The organism is Gemmatimonadales bacterium, assembly GCA_019637315.1.
Classification (GTDB): Bacteria; Gemmatimonadota; Gemmatimonadetes; order Gemmatimonadales; family GWC2-71-9; genus SHZU01.
Window position 1 is genome coordinate 63,165 of the sequence record JAHBVU010000012.1, and the last position, 21,015, is coordinate 84,179.

Genomic DNA, 21,015 nt, shown 5'->3' on the forward strand with positions numbered 1-21,015 from the left:
GATGCCTCCTCAAACTTTGGCAGCTGCGAGGATCTTCCCCACCGCCGCCACGTAACGGCGCCAATCGGCGTCCTGAGCCTGGAGCTGCTTTCGACCGAGCCGGGTCAGGCGATAGTACTTGGCCCGACGGCGGTGCTCGGTCACGGCCCACTCGGCGTCCAGCCATCCGCGCTGTTCCATCCGGTGGAGAGCCGGGTACAGCGCACCTTGCTCGATCGTGAGGGCCTGGTCGGTGGTGTCCCGAATCCAGCGAGAGACCTCGAACCCGTGGCGCGGGCCCCAGGTCAGAGCCTTCAGAATCAGGAAATCGAGGGTGCCCTGCATCAATTCAACGGAACCAGCCATGGGTGCTCCCGAGGACGTTACCTCAATCTCTTAGCCTAAGCGATTTAGGTCAATGGCACACAAGAAAGCCGCCGTACCAGGTCAGATCCCGGCAAGGCGGCATTCGTTGCAATCGCGAGCTCAGTTGCCCTGACAGCTCCGCCCTGCCGCTGTCCGGCACAGCTCGACGACTTTGAGTGTCGGATCCGCTTCAATGTCCGTCCGATCGAACAGGATCGGCTTCGATTCCTTGCGGGAAAAGAGCAGCGTCTGGTCCGCGTGGTGGCGCGAGTCGGGGTTGTTCGACTGCGAGGACGCGAGGAGCGACCGCCCAACCGGACCCCGATCCGTGAACTGTACCCACGCCACGTAGCTGGTGGCGTGCACGATGGTGTTCCAGCCCTTCCCCGGCACCCATCCCGACCCGTTCAGGACGAGGTTGTACTGTCCCGTCTGAGCCGGGCCACCGGGAATCGGGATCCGCTGACCGGCTCGCTCTTCGATCTGGTAGTCGCGTAGCCTGGCCGCGAGAGGGATGCCCGTGTCTCGAAGATTGCCGATGGCAGCGGTGAGAGCTCGGGTGATCCTCGGGTTGGCTGCATTGAGCCCCCGCGGCGTCGCCATCGGATCCTTCGGGTCGAACGGCACGGTGAAGAGCTCAGCCTCCGGTTGCGCGGCTTGCGTCAGGTTCTCCATGAAGCGACGCCAGAGCACGGCCCCGGGACTGTCGATGTCGTCCGTCATGTCCCATGCCGCCAGCACGTCACAGGCTTCCGGAATGCCCTTCTGGACCGGCAGCGTTCGGCAATGCGTCACCAGCGGATCGCGCCATAGCTCGGCCGAGTAGACCCGGTTGTCCATGGTGATCGTCTCGAGGTCGGCCAGCGAGAACCGTTGCCCCGGGCGCCCGTCGGTGCCCCGGAGACGAGCTTCGATTTTGTGCAGCCCGCTCCGGGTTCGCAGGCTGCGGGGCGTGCGCTCATCACCGATGATGGCGTCAAAGCCCTCGAGTAACGTGCTGGCATGGTTGGCCCAGTGACTGTCGTTCGAGTTGGTGGCGTAGTCCCACCGGTCGAGCATCGGAAGGCGCTTTGGGCCGAAGATGCCCGGCACGGGAGCATCGGGGTCAGTACCCCACTCGCATTCCTTGCGCCAACCGTCGAAGACGATCAGCTGTTGCCGACTCCATAGGTCCTTGCCCAACTCCGCATTGGTACAAGCGGCACGCATCGCGTCCGTTACATGCGGCACGGAAGAACGGTCACCGTAGATGACTCGGCCCTGGTCGTCTGCCGCGACCGTGTTGAGCCAGCCGAGGGCCATATAGCGCCGCCCGGCGAGGTCGAGACCTTCGGCCGAGCGCGCCGCGTTCATCTCATACTGCTGATTGAGCCAGCGGAAACCGGTCGATACGGTCCGAACGGCGTATGCCGTCGTCGTCGTCCAGACGAATGTGCCGTTGGCAATGACCGGTCCAAAGTGTGTTTCCCAGAACGTGTGGCTGTGCCGAGTCAGCCTGCCGTCGTCGCCCAGCACGTCGACCGAGACAACTCTGGGGCTGATCCGTCGGGTCGCGCCCTCGTACTGGTAGGAGGTCGGGTCGCCTGGCGCGAGGCGAAGCTGATAGACGGTTTCCCGCTTCGGCACGCTGGCCGTGTGACTCCACGCCACGTTGCGGTTGAAACCGAGCAGAACGAAAGGATTGCCCGGGAACGTCCCGCCGTAAACGTCGAGCACACCCGGAACGGTGAGGTGGATTTCGAAGAAGCGTTCCGGCTCGTGCCAGCGCCAATGGGGGTTGATGAAGACCATCCCCTTCCCGTTGTCGGTACCATCGCGGCCCAGCGCAATCACGTTGCTCATGGTAAGCCTCGGCTCCGCCTCTGGGCCCGGTGAGGGAGAGCGAGGGCCCGAGGCCGCTTGTCCCGGCCGAACGGCGTCGACTGTCGGGCCGATCCAGGAGGAGTTGAGCATGATCGCCGTGTGCAGCGCCCGGAGATAGACATCTCGCTCCGTGATCGGACGAACCCAGGCCTGACCGCGGCACCGGGCATCAGGCAGGTTGCCGACCCCCACCTGTTCGAGATAGTGGTTGTAGCCAGCGACGTAACCGCGAACCATCTCGCGAACCTCTGGAATCGGGCCTGCCGGCGGAGCCTGCCGCAGCTCCGCACCGACCACGTCACGATCGATCAGCCACTGCCAGTAGAAGTCGCTCTGGAGATTCGTCACGGTCTGCCGGCCGTCGCGCTTACCCTCGACACCGAAGAAGCGGGACCGCTCTGCGCGTACCGTCACCCAACGATCGGCAATCGTGCAGATGTCCGTTGCGGCGAGGGCGTAGCCGTGACCGAAGCCCGCCCCAGCGAGGCTGGTCGCCTCGACGTGGGGCACCCCATAGGCAGTGGTGCTGATCCGGGCGCGGAGGGACCCGCCGTCCTCTGACGTCCCTCGTTGCGCCGCCGCGGGGTCACTCGAGGCCGCGAGCGGACCCAGCACGACGCAGCACACCGCACTCCAGCGGGACACAGCTCTCTGAATCCGCCACGACATGTTCTGACTCCAGCAGGAAGGGTGGAAGGGACGCTTCAAATGATACGGGATCAGGCGCGTGACGCAATCACCGCCGGCGGCGGTGGCAGCGGGATACGGCTACCGGAAGAACCCGAATCCGACCGACCACGTCTTGGTGGGAAAGGCCGACAACTGGCGGGTAATCGCAACGGTCAGATCGAAGGGCGCCAGGAACGGTGTCAGCCCATCGAAGCGTAAACCAACTTCGCCGAACACCCGATCGGTCGCATCCTGCGCACCAGGCGGTCTAGCGCCGGAGCGGTGACGCCAGTGGGTCTGAAACGCTCCCCCATGGACGCTGACCCGAACCGGCAGGTCACGAACGACCGGAATGCCGCTCGCGGCAAGCGGCAGGCGTCCGAATTCATGAATCGCCGTCACCGCCCAGATCCGGTTTCCGGCAAACAGGGTGTCTCCCAGGTTGTTGAACCCGATTCGCTCGAGGCCGAACAGGTCGGTGCCATGGTCGACGCCGAACTGCCGCTGCGGAGGCAGCGTTCCATTGCTCCACCCTGCCACCCCGCGAAGCGTCAGCGTTCCGATCGTTCCGACACGCCGCCGATGCACCGCGTCGACCTGGTAACGACGGTAGGCAAAGTCGGAGGCAATCCAATCGGGATCTGAAACCTCCGCGCTGACCTGGATCCGACTCCAGGCGTACATCGGCAGGAGAACGTCCCCGCCCTTGCCACGCATTACCGGTCGGGTATCGAAACTCAGGCGACCGGTGATCGATCGCAGCCGACCTTCCTCGATCGCGGGATTGACCCGAACCACCCGCTCGCCGCGTCGAAGGGTATAATCGGACGAGAGCGGCAGGCTGGTCTGGCGCGCATCGCGATAGTCGGCGCCAACGCGCACTTGGCCGATCAACCTGGCGTCGGCCGAAAGGACGAGCCCGCGCTCGCGGTAGTAGTCGAAGGGATCGCGGGCCACCAGCGCCTTGAGCGTGGCGTCCCGACCCTGCGACGGCAAGGTCGGCCGTGTCATGGTTTCGTCGTGAAGACGCCAGCCGAGCCAGAGGTCGCGCGAGGGGAGAATTCGGAAGTCGGTTCCAACGCGGTACTGCGCCCGGTCGCTGCTGGTACCATAGCCCAGTTTTGCGGCAAGCCGAAGGTCGTTACCAAGGGGCTCGAGCACGCTGGCACCCAGGTAGGCTCCGTCGACTCGATTGAAGTGGAAGAAGTCTGCGCCACGCGCATCGACGACACCATCGAGGACCAGCCGCAAGAGTTGTCGGATCGGGCCGCGACGCCGGTCGGCGATCGAATCGATACGCACCCAGGCCCGCGCCTCCACCGGCGTAAGCGGCGGACCGGCAACCTCGCGCCATCGCGCCGAGTCCGCCCGATCCGCATCAGGCGCCACCACGATCCGATAGTGAAAGTCGCGCGCAACCCCGCGATCGACATCGAAAGGTCCCAGCGTTGCGATATGCTCCAACCCCAGTCGCCTGGGCACGCCGGGCAATGGAACCTTGAAGGCGAGCTCGGCGGATAAGCGAATCTGCTGGGGCCACCAGAGCCCGCCCTGTCCTTCGGTCAGGAGCTGACGATAGCGAACGTTGACAAGGGGTGAAAGCTGCGCAGCTGGATTGAGACCGACGTCGATGGTGAGGACCCGGTAGGTCGAGTCCAGGACATCGATCACGCCAACGAAGGCCGGCGCCGCCTCCGAGCGCGGTTCGAGCGCCAGGCGATACGTCAAGCCGCGGTCGAGCCTCAGGGTGTCCAGAATGCGGAAGCGATAGTGACGGAGGGCGTCATCGGCAATCGGCGACGGCAGCTGATGGGGCCCCAGTTCGATCCGATCCCGACTGAAATTGAGCAACTCACCGATGGTCACGACGTTGTTGTCCGCCGGGATATTGCCGGACTGGCGCCGCGCAATGATCCGCTCCTGGTAACGACCGGGATGCTTCCAGCTGGCATCGACCCTGGACTCCGTGATAGCCAGGATGGACTCAGCCGAGTCGGCCGACTTGGTGAGGTCGCGAATCAGCAGACGAACGAATGCCTGATGCTCGTAATCGCGGAGGCCGTCCAGCGCGTCGCGCTTCGCGGCGATGGCGCGGCGAATGATGCGCTCGGCCGGATCGTCTTCCGCCGTCACGGTCAGTTCCTCGAGCTCCAGCGGCCGCCGGACGAGGTGTACCACCAGCTGCACCGAGTCCGCAGCCAGCACCAACGGCACCGCGACCGGGAGATAGCCGACTCGGCGGACGTCCAGGGTCCAGCGCCCGGGAGCCAGTTCGAGTCGGAACCTACCTTCATCCGTCGTCAGCTGCGATCGGCCGGATTCGACTACCCGGACGGCCGCAAGACGGACCGGCCCTGCCGAGAGCGAGTCGACGACGGTCCCGCTGACGACTACCCGATCGGAGGGCTGGGCAGCAGCCTCCGGGGCGCCGACGACCACCAGACCGAACAGTACCAGCGCCTGCCGAAGCCCCGCACGCATGCGGAGCTAGTTACCCAGGTGAAAGGCAATGACGTAGTCACCGGCGCCGAAAAGATCGCCGCCGCCGACGGCAATCACCACGAACTGTCTTCCCGAGGTGCTGCGGTACGTCATGGGAGTCGCTCGCCCGCTCGCTGGCAGAGCACCTCTCCAGAGCTCGCGCCCGGTCTCGGTGTCGACGGCGCGGAGCGAACGGTCGATCGCTGCAGCGATGAAAACTATTCCCCCCGCCGTCACGATCGGTCCGCCGAGATTGGGCGCGCCGAGCGCCGGATTCGGCGGATCGCCAAGCGCACCGAGCGGAGATTCCCAACGGATCTTCCCGCTCACGAGATCGACCGCCACCAGACTACCAAACGGCGGTGGGGTGCACGGCAGCCCGGAGGGACCCAGAAACAGCCGGCGCCGCATCAGATACGGGGTTTCACGCATGGCGTTGTACTCATACTCGTGACCCAACATCCGGTCGGTCGCCGTCTGAGTCGCACGATCGAAGCCCTCCCGCGGCAGCAGCTGCACAATCGCGGCAATCCGATTGACCGGCACGATCGCCAGCTGGCGAGTCGGATCGACCGCCACGCCGCCCCAGTGCGCTCCCCCGATATTGGACGGCAGCATCAGGGTGCCGCGGGGACTGGGGGGAGTGAATACACCCTCGTTGCGCAGTCCTTCGAGGGCTGCTCGACATGCCGAGCGATCGTCGGGCGTTGGGCCCCAGACGTCCTCTGGCTGCAATCGATGCGGACTGAGCGGAGGCGTCACTACTGAAAAAGGTTGGGTTGCTGCGGCGATTTCTCCGGGCACATCGCTCGACGGCACCGGTCGCTCCTCGATCGGCATGATCGGCTCGCCCGTCTCTCGGTCGAGAACGAACAGCATCCCGCTTTTGGTTGCCTGCAGCACCGCATCACGCGATCGACCCGCGTATCGAACCGTCGCGAGCGTCGGTGGAGCGGCATTGTCGTAATCCCAGAGGTCGTGATGCACCGTCTGAAACGCCCAAACCAGCTGACCGGTGGAAGCTCGCAGCGCGACCACAGAGTTTGCATACCGGTTGTCGCCCTGGCGAAAGACACCATAGTAGTCTGGCGCCGCGCTTCCGGTGGGGATGAAGACCAGGTCGCGACTCGGGTCGGCCGTGATGATCGACCAGGCGTTGGCACCCCCTGTCTTGTGCGCATAGCGCCCGACCCATTGGCCAAAGGCCGGGTCCGCCGAATCTTGGGGAATCGGATCCCAACTCCAGCGCAGTTCGCCGGTCCGAACGTCGAATCCTCTGACTTCGCCGCTCGCGGGTCGCGGCACCGTGTTGTCGGATATTGATGATCCAACAACCACGATGTCATTAACCACGGTCGGCGGCGAGGTCATGGAGTAGGCGGCCGGCTCAAACGGTGGAATTCGGAGCCCCAAACGCAAATCGACCCGGCCCGATCGGCCAAAGTCCTGGCACGGCGTCCCGACGCGAGCGTCGAGCGCGACAAGATTGCTTTCGGCATTGGCGATGAAGATCCGCCGGCGACAATGGCGTTCAGGCGACATCGACGAATCCACCCACGTCGCTACACCGCGATTGGCAAAATCACCGTAGCGAACGTCGCGCCGAATCTGAGGGTCGTAAACCCATCGTTCGGCGCCGGTTTCCGCATCGAGAGCAATCACTCGCCCCAATGGCGTTCCGAGATAGAGAGTTCCATCAACCATCAGCGGGGTCGCTTCGAACGCCGTGCGCCTGGCCGTTGCGAACTCCGGGCGGGTTTCGCCGGTGCGATAGACCCAGGCGCGGGTCAGCCGACCGACGTTGGCCCGGTCGATCTGGCCAAGCGGCGAGTATCTCGTCCCACCCGGGTCTCGGCCATAGGCGGGCCACTCCTCTTCCTGCGCATCCATACTGCCGGCAACCAATAGCAGCGCCACGGCCCCACGAAGCCATGACCACATGACCCCTCCCCACGACGGTGACGCCGAGAAGCTACCACAACAAGACGCCCCCGCACCACGCGGAGGCGTAAGTTGTTATGATACCGTTATTTATCGCATAGCAGGGGCGGGACTCGAACCCGCGACCCCGGCATTATGAGTGCCGTGCTCTAACCACCTGAGCTACCCTGCCGCAGGGGTGCCAATCCTACCCGCCCGTCCCGTTAGGGTCAAGGTTCGGTCGATGGGCTTCTCGAGGTGACGCCTCACCGAGCAGGGCGTCCACTTCGGTTCGATTGGGCATCGCGACCCCGGCACCCGATCGGCCAACACACAGGGACGCGGCCGCCGTGGCCGTGAGGATTGCTCGCTCGACAGGCGCGCCTGCGGCAAGGTCGGCCGCCAGCGCGCCCACGAAGCAGTCGCCTGCTCCGGTGGTGTCGACGACTGCAGTGGCCCGCGCGGCGATCTCGACAGCGCGGTCATCGACGATGACCAGGCTGCCACGCGCACCCAGCGTGACCACAATGATTGCGTCGGCTCGCCGCCGCAGCTGCCGGGCTGCCGGTTCGACGTCCTCAGCCGCGAGTTCATCCCAACCGGCGAGCGTCGCGAGCTCGGTCTCGTTGACGATGAGCACATCCGAGTCGGCAAGCAGCTCCGCCGAGACGGGTCCTGCGGGCGCGGCGTTCAGCACGGTCGTGACACCACTGCGTTTCGCAGCGGCAAACGCAGCGGCCACCACAGCCTCCGGCACTTCGAGCTGACCCACGACGACGTCACCCGGACCGCCCAGCTCCTCGAGGACGTCTGCGGCGGCAAGGCGCTGGTTCGCGCCTGGCACCACGAGAATCGCGTTGTCACCGCCAGCCTGGACGATCACGACCGCGACGCCAGTTGCGCAGGTCGGGTCGGCCTGAATCCGCGCAGTCTCAACCCCCTGCGCTCGCAGAAAATTCGTCATCTGCGAGCCGAACTCGTCGGCTCCGACGCTGCCAATCATGCTCGTCGCCGCACCCATCCGCGCCGCCGCGATGGCCTGGTTGGCACCTTTGCCACCAGGAAGCAGCTGAACCGTCGACCCGATGACTGTCTCGCCGATCCGGGGGAGCCGCGCGGCCGTCGTCACGACATCCATGTTGATGCTGCCAACCACGGTCACCCGCCCCATCGGTCGTCTCCCCCATCTGTCCGCAGCATCGATCAGACCGGTTCTACTCGACCCAGGCACTGATTTCGTCGAGACTCTTCCGGTCGAGATCAGGCACCCGTGCGTCCGCCGCTGGATAGCCGACCGGCATGACGAGCATGGCCTTCTCGTGCGGCGGTCGACCGAGCAAATCGCCGAGGAAGCCCATCGGATTCGGCGTGTGGGTCAGGGACACCAGCCCCATCTGGTGCACCGCTGCGATAAAGAGACCAGCCGCAATGCCGCAGGACTCCTGGGTGTAGTAGTAGGTCCGCTTGCTACCGTCGGGGCGATGCCCGTACGCCTGGCGGAAGAGCACCACGACCCAAGGCGCATCGGTCAGATGGGCCTTGTGCTGATCGGTCCCGAGGGGCGCCAGCGCTTCCAGCCACTCTTCGGGAGCACGCCCGTGATAGAAATCGTACTCCTCCCGCTCGGCGGCCGCTCTGATCGCAGCCTTGGTGGCCGGATCAGCGACAGCCACAAAGGTCCAAGGCTGCTGGTGCGCTCCGCTTGGTGCGGTGCCGCCGGCGCGGATGGCGGTCTCGATCAGATCCCGAGGCACCGGCTCGGTCGAGAAATGTCGCGTCGTCCGCCGTCGGTTCAACTCGGCATAGAACGACTCCCCTGCACTGCGCATCTCCTCGATCGGCCGCCGGACGAAACTCAGGGGCACGAACGGATACTCCCCACGCTGAAACATCGGCTCACCTCATCAGGACGGTACTGTCAGGTATCACCGCTTCGGGCCACGCAGGTGCCGATCGAAGAACTCGACCGTCCGTTCAACGTAGTCGTGACGGCTGGCTTCGGTCTGGATGGTATGTGGCTCGGTCGGGTAGATCATCACCTCGAAGCGCTTGCGATCCTCGATCAGCTTCTGAACCAGTCGTGCCGCATCCTGGAACTGAACGTTGTCGTCAACCAGGCCGTGCACGATCAGCAGCGGGTCGGCGAGGCCTGAGGTGTGATTGATCGGACTGGAAAGCCGGTACGCCGCCGAATCGACGGTCGGCACGCCTAGAATCCGGCTGGTCCATTCGTGCGAGTAGTGGGCCCAGTCGCTCACGGCCGCGTTGGCAATGCCGGCCGCGAAGGTTCCGGGATGCCGGAATAGCGCCATCAAGGTAAAAAACCCGCCGTACGAGACGCCGTAGACGCCGATCCGGGCACGGTCGATTCCCAGCCGATCGACGAGATAGTCGATGGTGGGTAAGGCACCGTCGACGTCCTTCTGCCCCATCGAGCGATAGATATCGGTTCGGTAGTCACGACCGTATCCCGCGCCACCTCGGTAGTCGAAATCGACGATGGTATAGCCCCGCTCGAGCAGATGGTGAATCAACCCCAGGTGCAGCCCGTAGCCATAGACGGACCAGCCGTTGTGGCTGAAGTGGCGATATCCGCCGCCGTGAATATGAAAGATCGCGGCGCGCTCCGGATTGGGTGTCGCAGGCCGATAGAGCGCAGACCAGACCGGGCGCCCATCGGGGTGGGTCACGGCGATCATCTCCGGCCGAATCAGGCGGCGGCGGAAGAACTCGTCCGTCCCACTGACTGTGACTCGCCGCTCGGCGGAGGCAGGCGCGGCGTCGCGCAGGAAGAGATCCGGCAACTGGGTCGTCTCGCCGTAGACGACGGCGAGGCGCCGCCCATCCGGAGCAAGCGCGCCGACATGCCGGCCGGGGCGCTCGGTCAGGCGGGTCAGGTCGCGCCCCGCCGCGGGCAGCAGGTACAGGTGATCGTTGCTGTGCCCGTCGCGCCCGGCGCCCAGCAGCCAGGTGCTCCGGTCACGAGACAGTTCGGCCGTCCGGACCTCCCACTCGCCGGAGGTCAGCGGGCGCACCTGACCGCTTCCATCGACAAGGTAGAGATGGCTCCACCCGGACCGCTCCGATGCGAAGACGAACCGTCCGCCGGCGAGCCACTCGAGCAGGGCCGGACCGCCGTAGTTCGATTGGATGGCCGGCCCACCGAGCCACGCCGGGTCGTGGTCGTGGATCAGGACCCGCGTCCGCCCGCTCGCAGGATCAACCTCCGCCATCCAGAGATCATGCCAGTCGGCCGACGAGAACTGGACCACGGCGCGGTCGCCTTCCAGGCTCCAGTAGGGACCGGTCGGCATGGTACGGCGGTCACCGGCCTCCTGAAGGTCGACCCAGCGGATCTGGACACTGTCCGCAGCAACCGACGGATCGATTGCCACGATACCGAAGCGCAGTCGATCCCGTGGCTCACCAACCTTGGCCCGTGCCGTGAGCGCCTCCGCGTGCCCGGAGTGCGCCAGATAGTCCATGTATCGAGTGACCGGGCGCGGCGACGCCAGCGTCCGGGCTACAAAGGTGACGTAGCGCCGATCGGGCGAGAGCGTCAGTTGCTCCAGGACCGTGCCGGGCGGGGCTGGAATGGCCTGCGGAGCCCCGGGCTGGACGCGAGCCCGGGCGGCAGCAACGCTGCGTCGCTCGACGCTGTCGCGCACCCGCTCGAACAGGTCGCGCTGTTGCTCGATCAGCCACCTGGCCGCCGGATCCTTCGCGGCGTCGGGCAGGTGTTTCCGGGTGACCTGTTGAAGCTGGCTCGTCTGCAGGTCGTACGTATAGAGGTCGTCGCCGTAGACGAACTGAAGCCAGAGCCCGTCGGCGCTGACGGTCGGCCGGCCGACCCGTCCCGAAAGCGAGAGCAAACGGCGAATTCCGTCATTCGGCCGCCCGGCGTGGTACATGAACACTGACCCGCCGTCCTGCCAGACGGCAACTCGGCCGTCGCGGCTCCAGCTGGGCGATCGATCCGGAATGATCTCATCGGCACCGACTTCGCGCGCCGTCAGACCATCCCGACCGACCCGGAACCAGGGATCTTGTTCCGGGTACTGTCCTGGCGCGGGCTGCCGATGCCAGCGGAAGTAGACACCGGAGCCGTCGACGGCCCAGCGGGCGTCGCGGACCTCGAGGCCGAGCCAGCGATCGTCGCGTCCGGCATCTTCGAGCGAAAACGGTATAGCCTGCTCCGCCTGCTGGCCCCTCAGGGACGACTGATAGAGCGGAGTGCGATCCTGGGCATCGAGCGGCGTTAGACCGGCGACCACGCCAAAGAGCGCCGACACGAGGAGACGGTCGAGAGGCATCACGCTTCCCTCTTCTATCAGATCGAAACGGGTGGGCCGCGCGCACCTGACGCGCGGCCGTCGGCACCAGCTAAGGTACTGTACTTCCCCTCAAACGATGGACCGCAAGCACGCCGGCCGTCAGCGCTGCCACACCGATGAGCTGGTGGAGCGCACCGAGCGCCACCGGGACGACCAGCAGTAAGGTCGCAATGCCGATCAGCACTTGGAGCACGACCACACCGCCGAGATGTCGAACCGCTCTGACCCCATCGACCGTCAACGTGCTGCCGCCCGCCCGCCATGCGAGCACCAGGGCAAACGCCCCGGTACCAAGCGCCAGGATCCGGTGATGAAACTGCGCCGCGATGGGGTTCTCGAAGGCATTGACCCACCAGGGCGACATCAGACTGTATCCGAGCGGAACGAATGTCGTGCCCATCAACGGGAACGTGTTGTACATGAATCCAGCCCGCAACCCGGCGACAAAGGCCCCGGACATGACGGTAACGCCAATCAGAACTGTCACCGCCAGCACAGCGATGCGCCAGCCTCGGCTGGCCGGCGGATCAGCCCGCCGCGGCCGCAGGTCGGCCCAGGTCCAGAGTGCAACGAGCAAGATGGCAAGGGCAAGGCCGAGATGCGCAGCCAAACGGTAGGCACTGACTTCGGTTCGCCCCACCAGACCGCTCTGGACCATGTACCATCCAAGGACGCCCTGCCCCAGCGTCAGGATCGGCAACAGGGCCAGACGAAGCCGCAGATGCCGCGGCATCATGCCACGAAGCAGATAGACGACATAGGGAATGGCAAAGACGAGCCCGACGCCGCGCGCCACGATCCGGTGCAGCCACTCCCACCAGTAGATAAACTTGAAGCCGGCGAGCGTAATGCCCTGGTGGGTGCTCTGCGCCTGCGGAATGGCCTGGAATGCGGCGAAGGCGTCAGCCCAGCCTTGTTCGGTCAGCGGCGGGAAGATGCCTGAGACCGGTTTCCACTCGGTAATGGAGAGCCCGCTCTCGGTCAGGCGGGTAATGCCCCCCACGACGATCGCCAGATACACGGCGACGATACACCAGAAGAGCCAACGCCGAAGGGCAAGGTCAGAGGGAGTTGTCGAAGCGTCCATTCCCCAAATCTGTCGAGGACTCGCCCCCGATCCAATGCTCTGGTGGCATTGACGTTCTTCACGGCGGTCGTCCGCCGCTGATTTTGATCAGTTCAGCGTCCAACCGGGCAACTTCCACAGCCAACTGGGCCAGCCGTACGTCGACCCCCGCCAGACGGTGCTCCCGTCCCATCGATTCAAGCTCCTGCGCGATCTCGGCCACAGCCAGCCCGCCCATTCCGCTGGCCGATCCTTTGAGGGCATGCGCACTCCGCTGCAAAGCATCCGCATCTCTCGACTCGACGCTCCGCCGTACCTCGTCGAGCATCCGCGCAGACTGAGCCAGGTACAGCTCTGCCAGCTCCGCAACCAGCGCTTCGTCGCCCTCGACGCGAGCGAGCAGCCCGGCGTGGTCGAAGGCAGCCGCCGTCGACGGAGCAAGCTTCGGAGGTGCCCCCCGGACCAGCTCATCGATGGTGTCAAACAACTGGGCCGGCTGAAGCGGCTTCGCGAGGTAGGCGTCCATCCCGGCCGCCAGGCACGCCTCGCGGTCTCCCTTCATGGCGTGAGCGGTCAGCCCCACGATCGGGAGATGCCGCCCCGTACCCTGCTCTGCCTGGCGGATGGCCGCGGTGGCCTCGAGGCCATCCATCTCCGGCATCTGCACGTCCATCAGCATCAGGTCGACGTCGCCTCGCAGGGCCGCGGCGACCGCCTCGTGGCCGTTCTCGGCAACAGTCAAAGTGTGGCCTCTCTTCTCGAGGATGGCGCAGACGACTCGTCGGTTGACCGCGTTGTCCTCGGCCACCAGAATGCGCAGGCTGCTCTGCGTCTCTCCGATCGAGTGCCGAGTCACGACTGGCGCCTCCGCGATGGGATGATCCCGCGTAGCAAGAATTTCCAGGACCGCCTCGAGCAGCACTCCTCGGCGCACCGGCTTCGTCAGGTAGGACGCCACGCCGAGCTCCTTGCAGCGAGCCGCGTCGCCGCGTTGCCCGGCCGATGAGAGCATCATGATCAGCGGAGTGCCCAGCTCCGGAGTGGCCTGGATCCGCTCGGCCAGCTCAAACCCGTCCAAATCGGGCATCTGGAAGTCGATCAGGGCGAGTGGAAATGCCTGACCGTCCTCGCGAGCCCGCTGCAAGGCATCAATAGCCGCGTGACCGCTTTCCACCACGGTCGGTCGCATGCCCCAACTGGCAAGGATGTCGGCCAGAATCCGGCGATTGGTGGCATTGTCATCGACCACTAGCACGGTCATGCCGCTCAGGTCGGCCAGTTCGCGCCGGGCCGGCTGCGGGGGATCGGCCGGCCCAATGGCGAACGGGAGGATAAAGTGGAAAGCACTGCCCGCGCCGGGTTCACTCTCGACCCAGATCCTCCCATCCATCAGGCCGACCAGCTGGGAGGTGATGGCCAGCCCCAGTCCCGTGCCGCCGAAGCGCCGGGTGGTGGTGGCATCAGCCTGAGTAAAGGCGTCGAAGATCGCCACCTGCTTGTCCTTTGGAATCCCGATGCCGGTGTCGGTAACCGTAAAGTGGAGGACCGTCCCCGCCTGTGTGCCGGATTCCTGCGTGACCCGAAGCACCACCTCGCCAGCTGGCGTGAACTTGATCGCGTTGCCGATCAGATTCAGGATGATCTGCCGAAGCCGCCCCGGATCTCCGGCGAGGCTCACGGGCACATCGGGGGCAATCTGATACGCGAGTTCGAGGCCCTTCTCATGGGCCCGCGGAGCCTGCAAGCGCACGGTCTCGTCGATGCAATAGCTCAGATCAAAGTTGATGGTCTCGATGTCGAGTTTCTTGGCCTCGATCTTCGAGAAATCGAGGATGTCATTGATGACGGTCAGCAGGGCGTCCGCCGAACGCTGGACGGTTTCGAGGTAATCGCGCTGCTCCGGTGTGAGTTCGGTGGCAAGAGCAAGTTCCGTCATCCCGAGAATCCCGTTCATCGGGGTGCGCACCTCGTGGCTCATGTTGGCCAGGAACTCGCTCTTCGCCCGGTTCGCAGATTCCGCCGCTTGAATTGCTAGGAGCATCTGGGCTTCGGCATCCTTGCGCTGCGAGATATCGATCACGGTGCCCTCGATGAGTTCCCCGGCCCCGTTCCCGTCGGGAAGCAGGGTGGCGTTCTCGAGGATCCAGAAGGATGTCCCATCCCTGCGCCGAAGGCGACTTTCGAAATCGGTGACGGTGCGCTGAAGCCGCAGCTGGTTCAGGAGCGCGTCGCGATCGGCGGCCGAGTGGTAGTGCGCAGTAACCGCATGGGCCAGGCACTCGTGGCGCGTGGAGTAGCCAAACATCCGCGCATACGCGTCGTTGCAGTCCACCAGGCGGCCCTCGAGTGTGCTCTGGTAAACCCCCGCCAGGCTGCGCTGAAAGAGCAACCGGTGTCGCTGTTCGCTGGCCGCGAGTTCGACGGCTTGCGCGGAGAACCGTCGGTCAACCATCGCCGTGATGATGGCCAGCACCAGCACCAGGAGCGTCACGACGGCCACACCGGCCGAGGGGAGCGTCACGGCGTGGGACAGGTCGCCGAGCGCAGGCGCGGGCTCCCACCGGGCCGCAGCCATGCCGGTGTAATGCATTCCCGCGATGGCCAGTCCCATCACGCCAGCACTCCCCAGCTTGCGGGGCGCCAGGCTGCGGTGTTCGGCACGCAGCAGGAACGCCAGCCCGAGCGCCACCAGCGAGACGACGACGGCGATCGCGATCGAGAGTGCCACGACCAGGGCGTTCCAGCGCGGGATGGCTGCGAGGCGCATTGCCGCCATGCCTATGTAGTGCATCGAGGCGATGCCAGCGCCCATGATCAGGCTGCCTGCCGAGGCACCTACCCAGGTCAGCGTGGGGCGGCTGACGACAAACAGCGCGACGCCCGAGGCGAGCACCGCCGCCAGCAGCGAGAGCCACACCAGGGGCATGTCGTAGCGAATCGGCACCGGCAGCGAAAAGGCCTGCATCCCGATGAAATGCATCGACCAGATGCCCAACCCCATGGCGCCGGCCCCACCCGCCAGCCACACACCTTTTACCCAGCCACGGGCGGCGGCGGTGCGACTGGCCAAGTCAAGGGCCACATAGGACGCCGCCATCGCAATGAAAATCGACAGCACGACGAGGCCATAGTCGTAGGAGCCTACCACGGGGTCCGCCTGATCGGGGCAACCGGCGAGCCGTAGCGGGACAGCGGCGGGCGGAAACCACCGGATGGCTCACAGGCGACCATCGACGCAAGGTGCAGAGCCAGCGGCCAGCCGGGAGGATGTAACCAGGGACGGGACACTGCGAACCGTAGGGGCATTGGGACTTCCCCCAGTGGAAGAGAGGCGGTGCAACAATCAGCAGTCAGGCTACCCGCTGACGGGCACAGGACCACACCCTTTCCGCAATCTATGCGAACGAATACGGCGGCGCCAAGCACCGGGATCGAAGCCGGAGCTTGTCGCTACTCTAGCGTTTGGACTCCGGCACATCCTCCAGAATGAATGCATGCTCGCCCGGGCGCAGCATGCCGTGCTGCTCCCGGGCAATCCGCTCCTGCAGCTCAGGGTCGGTTTCGACCCGGTGCGCGTACCGTGTCAGGGAGTCGACGATGCCCTGCAGCTCGCCGACGCGGCGGGCCTCGGCCCGCTCGTCCTTCCGCAACGCCAGCCAATCGAGCGTGCTGTACTCGCCCGCCTGCAACGCAAACAGCAGCGCGAGTACCAGCGCGGCGGCGAAGAGCCAGCGTTTCTGCGTCACAGGGAGTACAGGTCCCGACCCGGATAGTGTCCGAGCTCACCCAGTTCCTCCGCAATGCGAAGCAACTGATTGTACTTGGCCACCCGATCGGTCCGGCTGGCGCTGCCCGTCTTGATCTGCCCGGCTCCGGTCGCCACTGCGAGATCGGCAATAAAGGTGTCCTCGGTTTCCCCGGAACGATGGGAAATCACGACACCGTATGAACTCGACTTGGCCAACTCGATGCACTGGAGGGTCTCGGTCAGCGTTCCGATCTGGTTGACCTTGATCAGAACGGCATTGCCGGTTCCCTCTTCGATACCGCGCCCCAGCCGGTCGACGTTGGTCACGAAGAGGTCATCGCCCACCAGCTGGGTCCGGTCACCGAGGCGCTCGGTCAGTTCGTGCCAGCCGTCCCAGTCGTCCTCGGCCAGACCGTCCTCGATCGAGACGATGGGATACCGATCGACCCAGCGCTGATAGAGCGCCACCATGTCGCTCGCCGACCGCCGGCTCTTGTCGCCCTTCTTGAAGACGTACTCGCCGCTTGCCTTGTCGTAGAGTTCCGACGCGGCCACATCGAGGCAGATGGCAAGATCACGCCCGGGCTCATAGCCGGCGCCACGGATCGCTTCCATCACGACGTCGAGCGCCGCCTCGTTCGACGGCAGCATCGGGGCGAAGCCGCCCTCGTCACCGACCGCGGTCGAAAGCCCCATGCCGGTCAGCACCTTCTTCAAGGCATGGAATACCTCGACGCCCATCCGGAGGCCATCGGCAAAGCTGTCCGCACCAATCGGTGAGATCATGAACTCCTGCGCATCGACGTTGTTATTCGCGTGGGCACCACCGTTCAGGATGTTGAGCATCGGCACCGGCAGGACCCGCGCCATCGGACCGCCCAGGTAGCGATAGAGGGGCAAGCCGGTCTCTTCCGCAGCGGCCCGCGCGACCGCCAGGGAAACGGCCAGGATCGCATTGGCGCCCAACTTGCCCTTGTTGACCGTGCCATCGGTATCCATCATCTCAGCGTCGACGGCAATCTGATCCTCGGCCGCCATACCCTCGAGCCGCGGACCGATAATCTCATTGACGTGTTTGACTGCCTCGAGTACCCCCTTGCCACCATAGCGTTTGGGGTCGCCGTCGCGGAGCTCGACCGCCTCGTGCTCACCCGTCGATGCGCCACTCGGAACGGCGGCCCGGCCCCTGACGCCCGAGGCCAGCACGACTTCGGCCTCTACCGTAGGATTGCCGCGACTGTCGATGATCTCCCGACCGTGTACTGCGATGATTGTGGACATTGACTCGAAGTGTTGAGGGTCAAAAACAGCCCGACGCAGGGCTAAGGATAGGCGCCCCGGTACGCTCCGCCAACTCAGGGCTGAGCACCCAGTCGCAAGAGGGCTTCCCGGGTCCGATCGGCCAGCCCGTCTCGTTCCGCATAATCGAGGCCGTTCGTTGCAATCGGGCTGCCGAGCCGGACCCTGACGATCCCCGGTCGAGGCGCGAGGCTGCCCTTCGGCAAACGCTGGTACGTCTCGCAGTAGACGGGCACCACTGGTACCTGCGCAGAAATCGCCAGGACGAAGGGTCCCTTCTTGAACGACTGGAGGCTCCCGGTCGAACTGCGGGTGCCTTCGGCAAACACAATGGCGGAGACCCCGCCGCGAATCTGCTCGGCCGCGGAATCATACGAGGCAAAGGCCGACCCGCGATTGCCGCGATCGATCGACACATGCCCCAACGTGTTGATGGCCCACCCCAGCAGCGGCACCCGCGAAAGCTCTTTCTTGAACACGAACCGCAGGACGCCGGGCAGCACCGCGAGGAGCGCCCAGATATCGACCCACGACTGGTGGTTCGAGATGTAGACGACTGGCTGCCCGGGGGCAACATGCTCCAGCCCCTCGACGCGGACGGACATGCCGGTCGATGCCAGCATCGCTCGCCCGTAGGACTGCTGAATCCGGTCGTAGACTCCGCCCGGCTCCGGTTTGACCCGGAGTATCAACGCGAGCATGATCCGGGCAGAGTAGTACGTCGTGAACACCGCGGTGGCGACGAGGTACCGCACAGCGTAGAGGAGGTGCTTCATCGAAAATGGTCGAAGCCATCGAGACGGACGGGACGGCCTGCGAGTCGCAAGGAAACGCCAGACCCCGCCATCACGCGACCGATACGCGTCAAGGGAAGATGGTCCGGAAGACCGCCAGCCGCATCGAATCCCAGCGGCAACGTGACGAGCAACTCGTAGTCCTCCCCACCAACCGCTGCGAAGAGCTGGGGTACCTCGCCGCACAGCCCCGCGATCTCACCCAAGGACGGATCGACCGGCAACCCGTCGAGATCGACCTCCAGCGCAACGCCGCTGGCGGCCGCCAGGTGGCCGAGATCGCCGGCCAGACCATCGCTGAGATCAAGCATCGCGCTGGCGCCATGCGCGGCCAGCCACTGCCCTGCGGCAATTCGCGGCTCCGGCCGGGCAAACCGACTCCGGTGCGTCGGCGCAGGCTCGCGCTCACGGCGCCATGCCTCGAAGGCACCGCGAGCGCCGCCGAGAGCGCCGGTGACCCAGATGCCGTCTCCGACCTGAGCGCCGGAGCGACGGACCGGATGGTCAGACCTGCCAAGCACCGTCACCGTAACGGCCAGCTGGGCACCGCGACTCAGGTCGCCGCCCACGACTTGCGCACCTGCCAGATGCGCGGCCCCTCCCGATCCCTGCATCAGCGCGACCAGCAGGTCGGATGCATCGGTCTCTGGCAGTACAACGGCGACGAGAACCGCCTCCGCCGAGGCTCCCACCGCCGCGAGATCGGACAGCGCCGCCGCGGTCGCCCGCCAACCGATCTCTTCCGGATCGAGCCAGGCGCGCCGGAAGTGGACCTCGTCAACGCTGACGTCGGTGCTGACGCACCACCCACCGGGCAGAAACGCGCAGTCATCGCCGAGATGCCGGCCGTCGTCGCCCAAGGCCGCGGCAATGGCCCGCACCCGATCGAACTCGCCGCCGCCGCCCAGGGGAGTCCCCGTCACCTCACACTCCGATCGGAGCCGGCAGGGAATGCAGCACCGGGGCGAGCCCGGCCGGAACCTCGCGCCGGACCTGATCCCAGCGGCGCCAGACGTCGGGCAGCGCGGCTATCACATCCATCGGGCGGACCGCGCGGGCGGTCAGGCGCCGCGCAGCAAGGTCGGCCGCCTCGCCCATGGCATGCGCAGCCGCCGCAGCGACCAGCCCGGGTTCACCCCGCTGCGCCAGCCAGGTACCGATCATGCCACTCAAAGTGTCGCCGCTGCCACCGGTCGCCAGCCCGGGATTGCCCGCCACGACGGTGAGGGCCGCGTGGGTTGGACCGGCCACCACGGTCGGCACCCCTTTGAGGAGCACCGTCGCGCCCAGCGCGGCAGCGGCTTCGGTCGCCGCACCCCAGGGATCGACGCCTAACGCTGAGGCGAGGGTCGGAAAGAGGGCGCGAAACTCCCCGGCGTGCGGCGTCAGGACCGCCGTGCGCCCGGCGAGAATGCCCGCCAATCGATCAGGATCACCCTGAAAGGCCATCAGCGCGTCGGCATCGACGACGAGCGGTGCCTGACCCTGCGCGGCCAGCGAGCGCACGAACTCCCCCCGGCCCGCGTGACGGCCGAGTCCCGGGCCAACCACGACGGCGTCGGCGCGCTGGATCAGCGCTGTCAGCGCGTCGCTGGGCTGGTCGAACCCCGTTGCCACGGTCTGCAGATCCGGCTCGGCCGCCGCCAGCAGCGCCAGCGCCTCAGCCGGAGCGGCCACATGCACCAGACCCGCGCCGGCTGCGAACGCGGCGCGGGCCGCAAGCCGGGCGGCGCCAGTCATTCCGACGTCGCCGCCGACGATGACGATCCGGCCCCGGGTGCCTTTGTGACTCGATGCCGCCAGCCGGGTCGCCACCCTGACGGCCTCTCGCTCGCGCAGCACGGTGGGCCACTCTGCCGGGGCCGGCACGAACCCGATATCGAGGACCACGACTTCACCGACCTCGTCCCGCGCCAGAAGGTGTCCGCGCCGGTAGCCGCCGAACGTGAGCGTCAGGTCCACCTGAATGGCGTCACGCGACACCCCGGTATCGAGATCGAGCCCGGTCGGGCCGTCGATTGCGGCAATCGGCAGGTCGAGTTCGACCAAACGGGCCAGCAGCGAAGCCATCGCGGGTCGGGGGCGGCCGGAGGCGCCGGTGCCGAGCAGCGCATCGACCACCAGACCGACGGCGGGCCAAGGCCCGTCGGCGTCGAGCCTTCGGACCGAGGACCCCTCGGCGAGCTGCGCCTGGAGTTGATTGAGTGGAGAGGCGTTCCCGGGAACCGGTACGACCCAGACAGGCCACCCCAGCTGATGCAGGGTCCGGGCAATCACCCACCCGTCGCCGCCGTTGTTGCCGGGGCCGACGGCAATCAGGGTGCCCCGGCCCATCGCCGCACCGTACCGGGCGGTCAGCACCGCCGCTGCCGCCCGTCCCGCGCTCTCCATCAGCGCCACCGCCGGGAGCCCGGCGTCGACGGTCAAGCGATCCCAGGCCGACGCTTGCTGAGCAGAAACGACGGGAAGTGACGACATGCCGATCGTTCTCCTCCT

14 protein-coding genes and 1 tRNA gene are annotated in these 21,015 nt (G+C 66.0%); all 15 read right to left on the reverse strand.

Going from position 1 to position 21,015, the window contains the following annotated elements; translation table 11 throughout:
• Positions 1-9 precede the first annotated feature (9 nt).
• The 15 genes from KF785_12165 to KF785_12235 all read right to left on the reverse strand — a co-directional run bounded on the left by KF785_12165 (position 10) and on the right by KF785_12235 (position 20,997).
• Complete coding sequence (locus tag KF785_12165; GenBank protein MBX3147513.1) at positions 10-345, reverse strand: PadR family transcriptional regulator; 336 nt, start codon at positions 343-345, stop codon at positions 10-12.
• Between the two features lie 120 nt (positions 346-465).
• Entirely contained in the window at positions 466-2,877 is a 2,412-nt protein-coding gene (locus tag KF785_12170; GenBank protein MBX3147514.1) for a penicillin acylase family protein, read from the reverse strand.
• A 99-nt stretch (positions 2,878-2,976) separates the two neighbouring features.
• Positions 2,977-5,358, reverse strand: a complete 2,382-nt coding sequence (locus KF785_12175) for a carboxypeptidase regulatory-like domain-containing protein (GenBank protein ID MBX3147515.1) — start codon at positions 5,356-5,358, stop codon at positions 2,977-2,979.
• Positions 5,359-5,364: 6 nt separating this feature from the next.
• Entirely contained in the window at positions 5,365-7,299 is a 1,935-nt protein-coding gene (locus KF785_12180) for a pyrroloquinoline quinone-dependent dehydrogenase (GenBank protein ID MBX3147516.1), read from the reverse strand.
• 98 nt (positions 7,300-7,397) lie between these two features.
• Positions 7,398-7,471, reverse strand: a tRNA-Met gene (locus tag KF785_12185).
• A 15-nt stretch (positions 7,472-7,486) separates the two neighbouring features.
• The gene (locus tag KF785_12190; GenBank protein MBX3147517.1) at positions 7,487-8,449 is read right to left on the reverse strand and encodes a ribokinase; all 963 of its coding nucleotides are present in this window, start codon (positions 8,447-8,449) and stop codon (positions 7,487-7,489) included.
• A 43-nt stretch (positions 8,450-8,492) separates the two neighbouring features.
• Positions 8,493-9,170: a nitroreductase family protein gene (locus KF785_12195; GenBank protein ID MBX3147518.1), complete on the reverse strand. Its 678-nt coding sequence runs from the start codon at positions 9,168-9,170 to the stop codon at positions 8,493-8,495.
• Between the two features lie 33 nt (positions 9,171-9,203).
• Entirely contained in the window at positions 9,204-11,591 is a 2,388-nt protein-coding gene (locus KF785_12200) for a S9 family peptidase (protein MBX3147519.1), read from the reverse strand.
• 70 nt (positions 11,592-11,661) lie between these two features.
• Positions 11,662-12,699: a COX15/CtaA family protein gene (locus KF785_12205; protein MBX3147520.1), complete on the reverse strand. Its 1,038-nt coding sequence runs from the start codon at positions 12,697-12,699 to the stop codon at positions 11,662-11,664.
• 58 nt (positions 12,700-12,757) lie between these two features.
• Positions 12,758-15,826 carry a response regulator gene (locus KF785_12210; GenBank protein MBX3147521.1) on the reverse strand — a complete coding sequence of 1,023 codons (3,069 nt, stop codon included), beginning with the start codon at positions 15,824-15,826 and terminating at the stop codon, positions 12,758-12,760.
• Positions 15,827-16,133: 307 nt separating this feature from the next.
• On the reverse strand, positions 16,134-16,424 hold the full coding sequence (locus KF785_12215) for a septum formation initiator family protein (protein ID MBX3147522.1): 291 nt from the start codon (positions 16,422-16,424) through the stop codon (positions 16,134-16,136).
• Entirely contained in the window at positions 16,421-17,707 is a 1,287-nt protein-coding gene (gene eno / locus KF785_12220; protein ID MBX3147523.1) for a phosphopyruvate hydratase, read from the reverse strand. Before eno ends, KF785_12215 begins: the two co-directional genes overlap by 4 nt.
• 74 nt (positions 17,708-17,781) lie before the next feature.
• Positions 17,782-18,501, reverse strand: coding sequence for a 1-acyl-sn-glycerol-3-phosphate acyltransferase (locus KF785_12225; protein MBX3147524.1), 720 nt, complete (start codon positions 18,499-18,501; stop codon positions 17,782-17,784).
• Positions 18,498-19,442, reverse strand: coding sequence for a thiamine-phosphate kinase (gene thiL, locus KF785_12230; GenBank protein MBX3147525.1), 945 nt, complete (start codon positions 19,440-19,442; stop codon positions 18,498-18,500). Before thiL ends, KF785_12225 begins: the two co-directional genes overlap by 4 nt.
• Position 19,443: 1 nt before the next feature.
• On the reverse strand, positions 19,444-20,997 hold the full coding sequence (locus tag KF785_12235; protein ID MBX3147526.1) for an NAD(P)H-hydrate dehydratase: 1,554 nt from the start codon (positions 20,995-20,997) through the stop codon (positions 19,444-19,446).
• Positions 20,998-21,015 lie beyond the last annotated feature (18 nt).

Coding starts and splice junctions, on each gene's coding strand:
- KF785_12165 (MBX3147513.1), bottom strand. CDS start 345: ATGGCTGGTTCCGTTGAATTGATGCAGGGCACCCTCGATTTCCTGATT.
- KF785_12170 (MBX3147514.1), bottom strand. CDS start 2,877: ATGTCGTGGCGGATTCAGAGAGCTGTGTCCCGCTGGAGTGCGGTGTGC.
- KF785_12175 (MBX3147515.1), bottom strand. CDS start 5,358: ATGCGTGCGGGGCTTCGGCAGGCGCTGGTACTGTTCGGTCTGGTGGTC.
- KF785_12180 (MBX3147516.1), bottom strand. CDS start 7,299: ATGTGGTCATGGCTTCGTGGGGCCGTGGCGCTGCTATTGGTTGCCGGC.
- KF785_12190 (MBX3147517.1), bottom strand. CDS start 8,449: ATGGGGCGGGTGACCGTGGTTGGCAGCATCAACATGGATGTCGTGACG.
- KF785_12195 (MBX3147518.1), bottom strand. CDS start 9,170: ATGTTTCAGCGTGGGGAGTATCCGTTCGTGCCCCTGAGTTTCGTCCGG.
- KF785_12200 (MBX3147519.1), bottom strand. CDS start 11,591: ATGCCTCTCGACCGTCTCCTCGTGTCGGCGCTCTTTGGCGTGGTCGCC.
- KF785_12205 (MBX3147520.1), bottom strand. CDS start 12,699: ATGGACGCTTCGACAACTCCCTCTGACCTTGCCCTTCGGCGTTGGCTC.
- eno (MBX3147523.1), bottom strand. CDS start 17,707: ATGTCCACAATCATCGCAGTACACGGTCGGGAGATCATCGACAGTCGC.
- KF785_12225 (MBX3147524.1), bottom strand. CDS start 18,501: ATGAAGCACCTCCTCTACGCTGTGCGGTACCTCGTCGCCACCGCGGTG.
- KF785_12235 (MBX3147526.1), bottom strand. CDS start 20,997: ATGTCGTCACTTCCCGTCGTTTCTGCTCAGCAAGCGTCGGCCTGGGAT.